We start from the raw sequence: 14,907 nt of genomic DNA, 5'->3' as shown, positions 1-14,907 counted from the left end.
AGCATGAGCACGAAGCTGCCGTTCACGAAGAAGAACATGAGCATGAGCACGAAGCTGCCGTTCACGAAGAAGAACATGAGCATGAGCACGAAGCTGCGGGTAAGCCCGCCGCGCAAGCCGTGAACGACGGCGAGCACGCCGCGACCGCGGGACAGGTGACGGCCGTATTGATTCAGCCGCAAGGCTACGGTCAGGCGTTGAAACTCGCCATGGAGTTCCAACAGCGCAACGACGCGCAACTGGTCTTTCCGGCGCAGGTCATTATTCAACTTTTCTCCCTGATGGGCCAAGGCGAAAAAATGTGGTGGTACATCGGCGCCTTCTTCATCGCCGCCGCTCTGTTAGTCGTTCTTTCTACGCTCTACCTCTCCGGTCTGCAGCGTTTACCGGAACGCGCGATTTTGCGCGTACTGGGCGCCAAACGCTCGGAACTTTTGACCGTGACGCTCTGGCAAAACGGTTTGATTATGGTCCTCGGCGGAATTCTCGGCTACGTTCTCGGTTACGCCGGCTATCTCGGCGTCCGTTCGCTGATGGCGACGAATACGGCGATCGCTTTGCCGCTGACCTTCCTGAAAGAGCCGCTGTTGATCGCGCTGGGTACCATGGCCATCGGCTTGCTGGCTTCATTAATTCCCGCATGGCTTTTGGCGCGTAAAGATACGCTTTCAAAACTGTAAGCAATCCGCGCAATCAAAAAGACGAAATCATTTCGATTTCGTCTTTTTTCTTTGTCGCTTTTTTCACATCGGCAAAGGAATTTCCAAAGGGTGAAATTGCAAGTAATCCGCGCTCGTGAGATAAAGAGGCATGCCGTGGATTTCCCGCGGTAAATAGCGGAAATTTTGCTCGTCATGGATATGTCCGTAAATATATCCGAGCGCTCCGTATCGCTTCGCGATGTCCGCCATCTCGGTCGGTTCGCGCGCTTCATTGAACGGCGGGTAATGCGTGGCCACGAGCAGCTTGGTAAAACCGGCCTCCCGCGCCAACGTCAACGAACGTTCCAGGCGTTGCAATTCGCGCGCCCAAACGACTTCGTCTTCCGCCTGCCACTGCGTATCTCCCGGCGCGATCCAGCCGCGTGTGCCGGCGATAGCCACCGCGTCAGTCAGCGGGATAAAGTTATTGTGTAAAAAAAGCAATTCATGATCGGTCGCGCGTTGCATTTTCGCAAGTCCCGCCCACCAATAATCATGATTGCCCCGCAAAATGATTTTACGTCCCGGCAGCGCCCGAATAAAATCCAAATCGGGAGCGGCTTCTTCGAGCTTCATCGCCCACGAAACATCGCCGCCAATCAACACCGTATCTTCCGGCGCCACTTGCGCACGCCAATTTGTTTCCACTTTCTGCCGATGATTCCGCCAGCGATCGCCGAATACATCCATCGGCTTTTGCGGCGGATCGCCCGACAGGTGCAAATCACTTAATGCCCAAAATCGCATCTATCGTCTCCTTGTCGCCGTCCAAAGCGGCATAAGTTCCTCGCGGATCGCTTGCCGCGCCTTCGCATCGGGCGCTTGCGTGAGCATGTAGCCCAAAAAGAGCGGACTCGTCACGCCGCGCGCGATAATTTTACAATATTCATAGTCGGCCGCGTAGAAAAACAAATTATAGCTGGCATATCCCCAGCCGTTCGGATCGACGATCACCTTCACAAGTTTTTGAATGCTGTCGGCGAATTCATCCAGTTGTTCCGGATCTTTCAGCCGTACATTAAATTCACGCAACCCGCAGATAGGATGATCCGACAGCGTCACGCGCACGCCGTTCGTTTCATGCAAAACTTCGCCGTCAAGCTGATCCAAGCGCACATTTTGCATGTAGTCAAACGATTCGCAACCGATAATTTGCGAATGCGGATGCCGAATGGAACCGCCCGAAGTCGGACCGAAGTTGCGGTAATAAATCACGGAGCGGAATCTGCGGCGCGCAATCGTTTCACGCCATTTTTCCATGCTGAAGCGTAAAATATTTTCCCATTCTTCCGGCGCGTATGTCGCGATATCACTGTCATGTTTCGCCGTTTCGATCAACACGGTCTGCCAGGTCTTTTCCATGACGGGATATTTGTTGACGAGCCAAATCATCTCGTCTTTTTGCGCGAGGATATCGGTTAAATGCTCGCGGGCGCAAAACGGACAGGGATCATGCAAAACACTGCGCGGTTTCTGCGCGGCCACGCGCGGATTAAATAAAATCGGTTCTTGCACAATAACCTCCTTCAGCGCCTCTGCGCGCGTTCCTGACGTCTCTCATCAAACAGAGCTTTGAGATCCGGCGGCGTCGCCGCTTGCCAGCGATATGTAGGAACGGCGGCCGCCGCTTTTTCTTTGGCCGCCAGTAAGTCGTAGTATACCTGCCACTTCGCTTCCTTTTCCGCCGGCCCCGTCAAACGCAACAGGTACGCGGGATGAAACGTCGGCATGACGGGATAGATTTCATCTGTGCCCGGCAGCATCCACTGCAACCATTGGCCGCGCGAACGTACGATACCCAATTCACGACCGGCGAAAAAACGCAGCGCGACCTTTCCCAAAGCGACGATCGCGTGCGGCTTTACCAGCGCGATTTCGCGACAGAGCCAGCGCGTGGCGCAAATATCCGCCTCCGCGGCCTGCGGCGTACGATTGTTGCGCGGCCGACACTTGACGATATTCGTCACATACACGCGGTCGCGCGTAATGCCGACCGACCAAAGTGCGCGATCTAAAAGTTGCCCGCTCGGGCCGACCAACGGCACGCCGTACGCGTCTTCCACGCCGCCCGGCCCCTCGCCGACCAGCATCAACGGCGCGTCAATCGGACCGGTCGCGCCGGTCGGACCACGGTTCGGTTCCGCGCCGAGACGGCAATGGCGGCAATGTTGCGCCGTTTCGTACCAACGTTCCGTAAACGGCTCCGCGCTGTCCGGCAAGGTCTGCCGGTTTGTCGGCGCGGTATCCTGCCACCAATCGATCTCGCTCGTCCCGTCCGTCATGAATTACTGCGCCTCCGCCTCGTCGTTGCGGTTCGTCATATCGACAAAACGCGTCCACTGACCGTGGAAGTACAACTGAATCGTGCCCGTGGCGCCGTTTCTGTGTTTGGCGATGATGACTTCCGTGATATTTTTACTGGAATCTTCAATTTCCTGCTGGTAGTAACCTTCCCGATAGAGAAACGCGACGATATCCGCGTCCTGCTCCAATGAACCGGATTCGCGTAAATCGGAAAGCATCGGGCGTTTCACTTGGCGCGATTCGACGCTGCGGCTTAACTGCGAAAGTGCGATCACCGGCACTTTGAGTTCACGCGCCAAGCTTTTCAGCGAGCGGGAAATTTCGGAAATTTCCTGCTGCCGATTTTCCGCTTGTCGACGACCCTGACTGCCCTGCATCAATTGCAAGTAATCGACGATGATTAAATCGAGTCCTTTTTCCGCCTGCAAGCGTCGCGCCTTGGAACGCATTTCCGCGACCGTAATCCCCGGCGTATCATCGATGAACAGCGGCGCGTCGTATAAAGCCGTCGCCGCCTGCATAATACGCGACCATTCATCCTGCGAAGTGATGCGGCCGGTCCGCAATTTTTGCGAATCGACGAGTGCGGTCGAGCAAATCATGCGCAAGCCCAGCTGTTCCTGCGACATTTCCAAGGAAAAGAACGCCACATTTTTGTGTTCTTTCAGCGCCACGTGCTGCGCGATGTTAAGCGTCAGCGCCGTTTTACCCATGGACGGACGCGCCGCCACCAAAATCAGATCGGACGGCTGCAGCCCGCTCGTAATATTATCGAAACCGGAAAATCCGGTCGGTAAACCGGTAATTCCGCTTTTATTCGTGTATTTATTGGCGATATCGTCCAACTGTCCCTGGACGATCTCACCGATCGCCGTCATCTCCTGACGACGTTCATCTTTCGCCACTTCCAAAATACGCCGTTCGGCGGCATCAACGATATCCGTCACTTCGCCTTCGCCGGCGTACGCTTCTCCCGCGATCGTATCCGCGGCGAGAATCAGGCGGCGCAAACGCGCTTTTTCCAGCACGATCTGCGCGTGCCGTTCCACGTCGAGAGAGGAAACGAGATGGTTCGGTAAATCCGTCACATAGCTGACGCCGCCGACATTATCCAGTTGCCCCATGCGGCGCAGTTCTTCCGTCACCGTCAAGACGTCGACATTTTGGTTGTGAAAAATCAGATTATTGATCGCTTCAAAAACGACCGCGTTGGCTTCCCGATAAAAATCGGCCGCCTGCAGTACGTCGGTCGCTTTGATCGCCGCTTCTTTATTGGTCACCGCCGCGCCTAAGACGGACAGTTCCGCATCCACATTTTGCGGTGGAATCCGTTCGATCATGCCTTACCTCCCGCGGTCATTTCCCGCCACGCGTCTTCGATTGTTTTGACGCGGACAATCGGCAATCCCGCGTACTCCGTGCCGATATCATCCCGATTTTCATCCGGAATGAGCATTTTTTTCATGCCGGCCTGTTTGGCGCCGTACGCTTTCGCGTGCACGCCGCCGATCGGTTTGATCGCGCCGTTCAGCGCGACTTCTCCCGTGACGGCGATATCCTGCCGCAACGGGATTCCCGTAATCGCCGAAAGTAGCGCGCAGGTCACTGCTACGCCCGCCGAAGGTCCGTCAATTTGACCGCCGCCGATCACATTCACATGCAAATCATATTCACGCGTATCCGCGCCCGCGACGCGACGTACCGCCGCCGAAGCGTTAAATACGGAGTCTTTCGCCATCGAGCCCGCCGTATCATTGAAACGCAATTCACCTTTGCCGGGAATGCGCGCGGGAAAAGCGACGGCTTCCACTTCAATCACCGAACCGACATAACCCGCCACGCCCAGGCCGAAAATATGTCCGACCCGCGGCTGCGACGAGGCCTGATCATGACGTTGCGGCACGAGATGCGCCGCCTGCGCCACCCGCCGTAAATCCTGCAAGGTGACGGTCAAGCCGTCGGCGCGTCCCGCATGGTACATCGCCAAACCGTACGCGTCCGCCAGCAACTGCACCGCTTTGCGTCCTTCGCCGGTGTACTCGGCAATCGCCGCCGCGACACCGCCCTCCAATGCCACGCCGAGTTTTTGCGCCGCGTCCGTGACGATTCGCGCGACATCATCCGTCGCCAACGGCGCGAAAAAGACCTCCGCGCAACGCGAACGGATCGCCGGATTGATCTCTTCCGGAGCGCGCGTTGTCGCGCCGATCAAAATAAAGTCGGCCGGCGCGCCGTCGCGGAATAATTTTTTAATATACGCCGCCACCTGCGGATCGTTTTCATCGTAGTACGACGACTCGAAATACACCCGTTTATCTTCGAGTACCTTCAGAAGCTTATTGAGCAGCAGCGGATCCATTTCCCCGATTTCATCGATAAATAAAACGCCGCCGTGCGCCTTGGTCACCAGACCCGGTTTCGGTTCGGGAATCCCCTTATCGGCGAGATCGCGTTGCGCTCCTTGATAAATCGGATCATGCACGGAACCGATCAGCGGGTTCGTCATATCGCGATTATCCCAACGCAACGTCGTACCGTCCGTTTCCACAAACGGCGCGTCTTTTTGAAACGGCGTGAAGTCAAATTGCTTCGCCGCCTCCAACACGACGCGCGCCGCCGTCGTCTTGCCGACGCCCGGCGGTCCGTATAAAAGCAGGTGCTGCGGATACTTCGTTGCGAGTTTCGCGAGCAAGGCTTCCAACGCGTCTTTTTGCCCGACAATATCCGCCAAGGTTTGCGGTCGCACTTGGGCGGCGATCGTATCCGTCAGACGAATGTGGTCCAGTTTGTCCAGCTGCGCCAACTTTTCACGGGATTGCGGCGTTTCAAAATCGCCCGTCTCTTCATTTAAAAGTTCCAGGCGCAAATCATTGACATATTCCTGATGTTTTTCTTCCAGCGCATCATTAATTTTTTGTTCCAGCCGCTCTTCGACCGCCTGCCGCGCCAAGAGATCGCTGATGCGATTTTCCGTTCGCTCCAGCAGCGCCTGCGACTGTTCTTCACCGGGCACGGGAATATCCGGATCTTCCAGCACGATGCGCGCCAAACCCGCCAGCCGTTTTTTCGGATCTTCCGCGTGCAGGTAGGAAAGCGCGTTATAATGGCTGCCCGCCAGCAAAAAACGTTCCGTGCCGATGAGGCCCGAATACACGCCCGAAAGGACGGCGATTTGCCGTCCGAATTCCGCTTCGCTCTCGGCGCCGGTCTGCGAATTACGACTCCACAACCGCCGCCAGATATCTTTCATTGTCTAATTATTCCTCCGGAACTACATGCACCTGGATTTCCGCGGTCATCTTCGGATGGATCCGGATGGCGACGGGAAAACGCCCCACGGTGCGAATCGGTTCTTTCAATTCGATTTTCTTTTTATCTACGGTAAGTTCATGTTTGGCCGCGAGCGCTTCACTGATCGTCTGCGCGGTGACGGAGCTGAACGCGCGTCCGTCGGCGCCGAGTTTCAACGGCACTTCGACCGTTACTTTTTTTAATTGCGCCGCGAGAACTTTGGCTTCGTCCTCTGCGACCTGATCTTTATGTTCCTGCGCGGCGTTTTTCTGGCGTGCGTTGTTCAAGTTTTCCGGCGTGCCTTCCAACGCCAGACCGCGGCGCATCAGGTAGTTGCGGCCGTAGCCGTCGGCGACTTCGATGATTTCCCCTTTTTTACCGACTTTTTTGACGTCCTGTAATAAGATCACTTTCATTTCGCATTCTCCTCTTTTTGCGCGCGAATCTGCGCGACAATTTTATTTTTGATTTCTTCCGGCGTTTCTTCCGGCGCGAACTGTCCGCCGGCCACCGTCTGATGACCGCCGCCGCCGAGTTCTTCCATCACGCGCTGAACATTAATTTCACCGTCGGAACGCACGGATGCGCTGTAGCCTTCGCCATTATAGTAAATGGCGATACTCGTATGTATATTTTCAATATTGATCATCATATCGGCCACTTGTCCCGCGAGAATCTGCGCGTTTTCCGCATCGTCGGGAATGGTCGCGCACACGATGTCGCCATCAATTTTTTCGGCGCGCGTCAGCACGTCCGCCCGCGTCAAAACGGTCTCGAAATCGAGCGCGAACAGATCGCGGACGAGTTCCGTCGCGGCGCCGCTGCGGCGCAAATAACTGGCCGCGTCGAACGTGCGAATGCCGGTCTGCACGGCGAAGTTCTTCGTATCGACGACGATACCGGCGTACAACGCCGAGGCTTGTGTCTCGTTCAATTCGATCGTATCGGAATAGTACTGTAAAAGCTCGGTGACAAGTTCACATGTCGAAGAGCTGGAGGGTTCGAGATAGACGAGCAGCGGATCGGGAATAAAAGTATTGCTGCGTCGATGGTGATCAATGACGACGCGGTTTTGAATCATTTCCACCAAACTCGGCGCCGCCGTCATTTCCGGTTTATGCGTATCCACTACAAAGAGTACCGTCTGCGGCGTCACCAATTCTTGCGCGGCCTCTTCCGAAATCAGCAAATCTTCCATGCCCGGTGTCGCCCGCACCTGATCGACCAGCTTTTCCACCGTTTCCTGATCTTCGCTGATGACGACATGCGCCGGCACGCCTTCTGAGGTCGCCATGTACGCCACCCCCACTGCCGCGCCGAGGGAATCGTAATCTTCCCTGGCATGGCCCATGACGAGCACCATGTCTGCCTGGCTGATCAGTTCGTGAATCGCCTGCGCCACCACGCGGGCGCGCACGCGCGTATTTTTCGCCAAGGCCTGACTCCTACCGCCGAAGGTCTGCGTTTCGCCGTCCGCCCGGATGACGACCTGATCGCCGCCGCGGCCCAACGCCAAATCGAGCGCCAAACGCGCTTCCCCTTCCTGCTCGGCAAAGGATTCTTCCCCGTAAGCGCAACCGATCGAAAGCGTCACCGGAATCCGGTTCACCGTGTGAATCGAGCGGACTTTTTCCAAAATTTTGAAGTTATCGTCAATCAATTGCTGCAGCGATTTGCGGCTGATGCAGGCAATGTAGTTATTGCGCTCGTAACTTTTGATAAAACCGTCGATCTTGCCGAATTCGTCGAGCACCATCGTATTGACTTCCGCCCAGAGTGCCGAACGCTGTACTTCCGTCAAATCGGACGAAACCTCGCCCAGGTTATCCAACTGCACATAGCAGAAAACCGGCAACGCCGCTACGCTTTCCTGCTTGCTGTGTTCCGCCTCCGTCACATCGTCAAAATACAGCACCATGTAGGCTTCGCCGGGATTATCGTTCTCTGCGGCATTGATCCCGTTGACGCGGTCGAGGAATTTATAAATGACGCGGTAATAGTTGTCACCGATCCGCGTGGAAAAATAACCCGATTTTCCCCACAGTTTGGCAAGCTGCGTTTGCGGTAACAACTTTTGCAGCCGATCACCTTCGCTAAGTTCCTGCACCCAGTCGCGAAACACCGAGTTGCTCCAGACGAGCATGCTTTTTTCATCAATAATCGCAATCCCGATCGGCAAATTCTGCGTCGCATATAAAGACGCTTCCGTCACCGAGGCGGACACCGCATTCAGGTAATGCCGCCACACGCGTTCCTGCTCGATCTCCGTTTTGCGCAAAACGAGGTACACGCCAAACGCGACCAGAGTACACAAGCCCGCCACGATCGGATTGAACCAGGCCAGCACTAAAATGAGCAGGATCACAATCGCCGCGTACGCGCGGTCACTGCGATTTTTGAACCAGAAATTACGATATTCCATTCGTCGGAGTATATCCTTTCCGTTTACGATAATTGATGCCCATGTCAATTAAACCGATTAAAAATAAAAATCCTAAAAATGTCGGAATGATAAAGCTTCCGATCACGATCACCCAGCGCATGAAAGCCAAGCGCGGATGGCGTCGGGCCCACCAGAAAACGACCGCGATCCCCTGTAACCAAATCAGGTACATCGCCGCGACTTGGATATTCATCGCTATTTCCACCGGCAGTTGCGGGAAATATTGCGGCCCGAACCAGCCGAGCAACAACGCGAATACATACAAGTACAGCGCCGCCCGCGGCATTTCCCATTCCGCCACCGGCGGAAATTCCGGTAAATCGATCTGCAGACGACGTAAAATCGCCCGGGCGATAACGATGTCAAGGTACGACAGCAACAATCCCGCCGACACCACAATGAACGGCGCCACCTGACGGATTTGCGCCTGTTGCGCCAAGTATTGCGACTTCGCCTCGGCCAGGTCAATCGAATTGTAGCCCATGCCTTCCAGCGTTCGGAACGCCTGTTCCGTCGATTGGCGCATCGTGTCTTCGTACATCGCGAAAACGTTCACGCCCATGACGTAAAAGGACAGCAGGAACTGAACCCCGAAACCGAGCAGAAAAACAATCGTCGCGACCGTTAAGATGCGGCCCGCCGACCATTTCTGACGAAATCCCTCGCCCAACGTCAACGCCATCGAGCCGAAGGTGAGTCCGATGCCGGCCGCCACCACCGGTCCCGTGAAAAGCGTCAAGATAAATAAAGTCGCCACCGTTGCCAGCAGCGACCAACGCATGCCGTACCGAACGCCCAAATAGGCGATCGGTACCGGCCACAACAACAGTGCTACTGCCGAGAGGATCGGTACGTACGTCCCCACCAGCGACAACACCACCGTGAGACCGACGAGCAGGCCCGCTTCCGTAAGCGCGCGGGTAGATCGTTGCGGCATTAATGAACCTCCTGAATAATCGGCAGAATCATCGGACGCCGACGTGTCTTTTCAAAGATGTAACGCGACAAGGTATCGCGGATCTGCGTTTTAATCACATTCCATTCCGTGATATTATTGTCCGCGCAGCGCTCGATAACCGCATCGACGCGCCGTGTCATTTCACGGATCAAGGCTTCCGAGTCACGCATGTAAATGAAGCCGCGGGACACGATATCCGGTCCGGCAAGCACTTGCGCGGATCCTTTTTCAAGTACCATGGTCACAATGACCATGCCGTCCTGCGACAGTTGCTGACGATCGCGGATGACGATATTGCCGACATCGCCGACGCCCAAGCCGTCCACATACACTTTGCCCGCCTGCACTTTGTCCGCGAGCCGGCCTTTGCGACCGGTGAACTCAAATATCTGTCCGTTTTCACCGATCAAAATATTATCGCGCTTCACGCCCAAACTTTCCGCGATTTCCGCGTGTTTATGCAGCATGCGGTATTCCCCGTGCATCGGAATAAAGAAGCGCGGGCGAATCAGCGACAACATCATCTTCAATTCTTCCTGCGAGCCGTGGCCGGATACGTGAACTTTCTTGTCCGAACCGTGCACCACATGCGCGCCCAGTTTCACCAATTTATCAATCGTGCGGCCGACGCTCGTTTCGTTACCCGGAATCGGCGACGCCGAGAGAATGACCGTGTCATTCGGATGGATTTGGATCTGTCGATGCGCGCCGTCCGCCATCCGCGAAAGGCCCGCCATCGGTTCACCCTGGCTGCCGGTCGTTAAAATGCAAAGTTGATCCGCGCGATAGCGATTGATTTCATCGCTGTCGATAATCGTTCCTTTCGGCGCCGTGAGGTACCCGATCTCGAGCGCGATCCCGACGACATTCACCATGGAACGACCGAACACCGCTACTTTGCGTTGATTCGCCACCGCCGCGTCGATCGCCATCTGCAAACGGGACACATTGGATGCAAACGTCGCTAAAATGATCCGGCCGCGCGCCTGCTCAAACTCCCGCATCAGCGCCGCGGAAACCGTTTTTTCCGAAGGCGTGTGCCCGGCGCGTTCCGCGTTCGTCGAGTCCGCGCAATACACGAGCACGCCGCGATTGCCGAGCTCCGTAATTTTTTTGAAATCCATCATCTTGCCGTCCACCGGCGTGTAGTCGATCTTAAAGTCGCCGCTATGCACCACCGTTCCCACCGGCGTGCGGAAATAAATCCCGCAGGAATCCGGAATGGAATGGTTCACATGGAAAAATCCTACTTTAAACACACCGGCCGTGATTTCATCACCGGATTTAACGACATTCAGTTGGTACTTGCCCACGCGATTTTCTTTCAACTTGCCTTCGATCAAACCGCAGGTCAGGCGCGTCGCGTAAACCGGCGCCGAAACTTCCTTCAACAGGTACGAAAGCGAGCCGATATGGTCCTCGTGCCCGTGCGTGATCACAATCGCGCGTACTTTGTCCTTATTTTCAATCAAATAGCTGAAATCCGGGATGACAATATCAATCCCCAGCATTTCGTTATCCGGAAATGCCAAACCCGAATCCAGCACCACAATATCGTCTCCATAACGAAATACCGTCATGTTTTTACCGATCTCCCCTAAACCTCCGAGGGGGATGATCTGCAGTTTTTCTTTCGCCAAAATAAAACCTCCTAATATACAGATGTCCCGAACATTCTTGCTGATCTTACTATGGACAATCAAAATTGTCCGGTCCGCTCACAAACTCCTGTTCTTATTATATCATATAAATTTATCGATACCGTCCGCGCTGTACGGTCGTTTCCCGCCGCAGCGCTTTGTCAAAAACGAGTGAAATACAACGCGCAAAAAGTCGTGTATTACCGATTGTTTGCTGCTTTGCATGAAAAATTTCCCGTACCATGCCAAAATCATGACCATATTTTTACTTGCAAAATATCCGTGTAAAATTTCATTCGGTCACTTTTTCTTTTCGCATTTGTCGTATTGTTTCCAACAAAAAAGCCCGCCAAAGCGGACTTTTATAATGTTTCCGAAGGCTGCGGACCGTACTTGTTCGTACCTTTTTCCGACGGTTTCACCAAGAAATAAAGCAACACCAACGTACCGATGAGCGGCACAATCTGCAACAAAACCCACCAACCGCTTTTGCCGACATCGTGCAGACGGCGAATGTGCACCCCAAGCCCCGGCAGAAACAGCAGGATCGTCACGATCGTCGTGATCGTTCCTCCCATTCCGGTCTCGTCTACGGTGTGCGGAAAAAGGCCCGCATCCAACGCCTGCGCAATGAACAAAATAACCACATAAATCAGCATGAACTTCCAATATTCCGAACGCGACGCGCGACCGCTGAAAGTCACATATTTTTCTCGTACGCAACGTTCAAAGGCGCGCTTAAACGTCATTTCTTCCACGACTTGCGCTGGTTTCATTTCATTCATTAGAATCCCCTCTCTTATGAGCTGAAGTAAAATTTCATTTTGTTTATTATATCACGCTTATCTTTTTGCCACCTTAAATCCATCCGTGAACGGTCTGAAGTTCCGCGCCAAGAGATTCATCGTATGGATCTTTTGGTAAATTCATAGCAACAAATATTGCAATAAGAAATATTTTACTTTTTTCTTTTCTTTCTTTGACCAAATCTTTTCGAGAATGTATACTATATTTAATTGTAACCGATATGGTTTGCGGTTATATGTAATTGTTATCATTTATTATTTATTCCTGAGGAGGCCTTTATGGAAAAAAGGAAACTCATTCCGCTCGTCTTGGCGATGGTTGCCGGAACGAGCATCGCGTATGCGGCACCGCAGTACGATCTCGGGGAAGTGATCGTCACCGCGACGCGGCTTGAAGAAAAAACACAATATGTGCCGGCATCTGTCAATGTCGTCACGGCGGAAGAAATGAAAAAACGGCCGGTCCAAAACCTTGCCGATACGTTAGCGCGTACTACCGGTGTCTATCGTTCGCCGGTCGCGGACGGAGGCATGTCTTCCGATATGACGATACGCGGTTTCGGTTCCACTGAAACCTTGATCATGCTTGACGGACAACCCTTGAATTCCGGCTGGAACGGTAGCGTCGACTGGGCCGTCTTACCGACCACGGATATTGAAAAAATCGAAGTTGTCCGCGGCGCCGGCTCGTCGCTTTACGGCGGTCGCGCCGTCGGCGGTGTCATCAACATCATCACCGCGAAATCGCAGGAAGAACTCAGCGGTAATGCGATTCTTTCTTACGGAAGCAATAAAACGAAACGTTTCGGTTTGAACACAAAGGTCAGAAAAGACAACTGGCGCATGGGCATCGGTTATGAAAAACGCTCCACGGACGGCTACGTCGGCTACTACATCGACAAAAGAGCAGTAAAACAAAATCCAAAAAAACCGGTCACACCGACGCACCAAGTCAACTTGGCGCAATCGGCAAGGGATTACTACATCATCGGCTCGCGTGGCGAAAAATTGAATGACACGGAAACATGGTCCTTCTCCTTGGGCTATGATTTCGATGAAGATCGTAGCTTAGACTACGCCTTCACCCGCTCGAAGCACAATTACGACTACCGCAATCCCTTCACCTATGCTCACGACGAAGACGGCAACCCTATTTGGAGCGGCGTTTGGGAATTGCCCGATAAGAGAATTTTGACGATTTACCCGGATGACTATCTCGGGTACTACGGTGTCCGCGATATGGACGTCCATCGCCTGCAGTTCGCCGATCGCAAGAATCAACTCTTCGCGCATTTCGGATATACCAATCGCTTCAACGACGGCTTCAGCTCTTCCGGAAGCGCCCCCGACATCGTCAACAAGGACACTTTGAATGCATGGAACGGACGGGGTGACTTCTCCTACTATCCGAGCAAGGCGTATAACTTCGATATTCACAAAAACATCGACCTCAAAGACCATACGCTCACGGTCGGCTACAACTACAATCGCGAATCCTTCGCGCAAACCCGTTTTGACATGGAGCACTGGCGGGACATCGCTCGCGATACCGGCCGCAGCCCCTATGAATACAATGGCGGACGCGGGATCTTGCATGCGTTTTATCTCCAAGATAAATGGCAAGTCGCGGATACGACCGATCTCTACTTGGGCATGCGTTACGACCGCTACAAAAAAGAAAACGGCTACAACAATGTCTTGAAAAAAGGCACTTGGCAAAATAACAACTTCGCTTCCGAAAGTTATGGCGAATGGTCCCCGAAAGTAGCGGTGGAACATCGCTTCGATGAGAATAATTCCGCGTTTATCAGCTACGGCCACTCTTTCAATCCGCCGATACTTTACCAAGTATATCGCAACAGCGCACGTATTTCCCCGAATCCGGACTTAAAACCGGAAACGACCAATACTTGGGAAGTCGGTTACAAACACCATGATCAAAACCTGACTTGGGATGTGACGCTCTTCCATGCCAAAACGCAAGATCTCGTCTCTCTTATGACACCGGAAGGAAAACCTCGTGCGTACTACAATAGTAGCAGCGATCTCGTTCGCCGCGGCATCGAATTCGGTACGCAGTACCGCTTCAACCAGAATTGGTCGGCCTATGCCAACTACGCCCTGACCGATGCCAAAGTAGATGGCGATCGGTACTACGATATCCCGCGTCATCTCGTTCATTTCGGCGTGCAATGGGATGCCAAACCCTGGCAAGTGCTCTTGGATAACACCTATGTCAGCGAAAGACAAGCGCCCGATGTCGATACCGGTGAGTACAAATCGGAAGACTCGTACTTCGTCACCAGCCTTTCCGCCAACTATGAAATCCAAGAAGGGCTCGTCTTACAAGGCGATATCTACAACCTGTTCGACAAAAAATTCTACGCAGGCGAGGCCGCTCGTGAAAGAACCTACACAGTCTCCTTGCAATATCGATTCTAAGCATTTTCAAAAAAAGAGGGCAATCGCCCTCTTTTTTCTTTCCCTTTTTCACATTTCAGGTGAAACCAATTCGCATTCGAGTGCCTTCCGCTACTCTCGCCACATGCTGATCTGATGCAGCCGTTACCGACAATGCCTTGCCGCCGGTTACAAGGCGATATATGGGCGTCACTTGAAGTTCTTTAATGCCATCTGCTTGCAATAAAAAAAGAGACCGTCACTTCGACGGTCTCTTTGGCGTAATCAGCAGCTACCTATGCTCCCGGGCCGTTTCCAGCCAAGTACTTTCGGCGTTTACGAGCTTAACTACTGTGTTCGGCAT

Annotated in this window: 12 protein-coding genes and 1 rRNA gene; 2 read left to right on the top strand and 11 right to left on the bottom strand. The window is 53.6% G+C overall.

Going from position 1 to position 14,907, the window contains the following annotated elements; all coding sequences use genetic code 11:
• Window positions 1–680 (top strand): ABC transporter permease (locus HNR45_RS07215; protein ID WP_221417789.1); only part of this gene is annotated, 680 nt, incomplete at its 5' end.
• Between the two features lie 63 nt (window positions 681–743).
• Here the strand turns inward: HNR45_RS07215 and HNR45_RS01855 are convergent.
• From HNR45_RS01855 to HNR45_RS01810, 10 genes are all read right to left on the bottom strand, one after another.
• Complete coding sequence (locus HNR45_RS01855) at window positions 744–1,448, bottom strand: metallophosphoesterase (RefSeq protein WP_159823184.1); 705 nt, start codon at window positions 1,446–1,448, stop codon at window positions 744–746.
• Window positions 1,449–2,216 (bottom strand): DUF4931 domain-containing protein, encoded by a 768-nt coding sequence (locus HNR45_RS01850; RefSeq protein WP_024048144.1) that lies wholly within the window; start codon window positions 2,214–2,216, stop codon window positions 1,449–1,451.
• Window positions 2,217–2,227: 11 nt separating this feature from the next.
• Window positions 2,228–2,983 carry a uracil-DNA glycosylase gene (locus HNR45_RS01845; protein WP_159823185.1) on the bottom strand — a complete coding sequence of 252 codons (756 nt, stop codon included), beginning with the start codon at window positions 2,981–2,983 and terminating at the stop codon, window positions 2,228–2,230.
• Between the two features lie 3 nt (window positions 2,984–2,986).
• On the bottom strand, window positions 2,987–4,345 hold the full coding sequence (gene dnaB, locus HNR45_RS01840) for a replicative DNA helicase (protein WP_024048035.1): 1,359 nt from the start codon (window positions 4,343–4,345) through the stop codon (window positions 2,987–2,989).
• On the bottom strand, window positions 4,342–6,255 hold the full coding sequence (gene lonC / locus HNR45_RS01835) for a Lon family ATP-dependent protease (RefSeq protein WP_159823186.1): 1,914 nt from the start codon (window positions 6,253–6,255) through the stop codon (window positions 4,342–4,344). The genes dnaB and lonC overlap by 4 nt, the downstream gene beginning before the upstream one ends.
• Before the next feature lie 7 nt (window positions 6,256–6,262).
• The gene (rplI, locus tag HNR45_RS01830; protein ID WP_024048037.1) at window positions 6,263–6,712 is read right to left on the bottom strand and encodes a 50S ribosomal protein L9; all 450 of its coding nucleotides are present in this window, start codon (window positions 6,710–6,712) and stop codon (window positions 6,263–6,265) included.
• The gene (locus tag HNR45_RS01825; protein ID WP_159823187.1) at window positions 6,709–8,718 is read right to left on the bottom strand and encodes a DHH family phosphoesterase; all 2,010 of its coding nucleotides are present in this window, start codon (window positions 8,716–8,718) and stop codon (window positions 6,709–6,711) included. Before HNR45_RS01825 ends, rplI begins: the two co-directional genes overlap by 4 nt.
• Window positions 8,705–9,676 carry a YybS family protein gene (locus tag HNR45_RS01820; RefSeq protein WP_159823188.1) on the bottom strand — a complete coding sequence of 324 codons (972 nt, stop codon included), beginning with the start codon at window positions 9,674–9,676 and terminating at the stop codon, window positions 8,705–8,707. Before HNR45_RS01820 ends, HNR45_RS01825 begins: the two co-directional genes overlap by 14 nt.
• A complete protein-coding gene (locus HNR45_RS01815) occupies window positions 9,676–11,340 on the bottom strand; it encodes a ribonuclease J (protein WP_159823205.1) in 1,665 nt (554 codons plus the stop codon). Before HNR45_RS01815 ends, HNR45_RS01820 begins: the two co-directional genes overlap by 1 nt.
• Window positions 11,341–11,699: 359 nt before the next feature.
• Window positions 11,700–12,122 carry a DUF805 domain-containing protein gene (locus HNR45_RS01810; protein ID WP_200841511.1) on the bottom strand — a complete coding sequence of 141 codons (423 nt, stop codon included), beginning with the start codon at window positions 12,120–12,122 and terminating at the stop codon, window positions 11,700–11,702.
• A 300-nt stretch (window positions 12,123–12,422) separates the two neighbouring features.
• Here HNR45_RS01810 and HNR45_RS01805 point away from each other — a divergent pair, with 300 nt between their 5' ends.
• Window positions 12,423–14,585, top strand: a complete 2,163-nt coding sequence (locus HNR45_RS01805) for a TonB-dependent receptor plug domain-containing protein (protein WP_159823189.1) — start codon at window positions 12,423–12,425, stop codon at window positions 14,583–14,585.
• A 241-nt stretch (window positions 14,586–14,826) separates the two neighbouring features.
• Here the strand turns inward: HNR45_RS01805 and rrf are convergent.
• A 5S ribosomal RNA gene (gene rrf, locus HNR45_RS07415) occupies window positions 14,827–14,907 on the bottom strand; the annotation flags it as partial.

Origin of the sequence: Negativicoccus succinicivorans (assembly GCF_014207605.1) — a bacterium.
GTDB classification, from domain to species: Bacteria; Bacillota; Negativicutes; order Veillonellales; family Negativicoccaceae; genus Negativicoccus; species Negativicoccus succinicivorans.
This window is presented reverse-complemented; position numbering and strand designations above follow the sequence as displayed.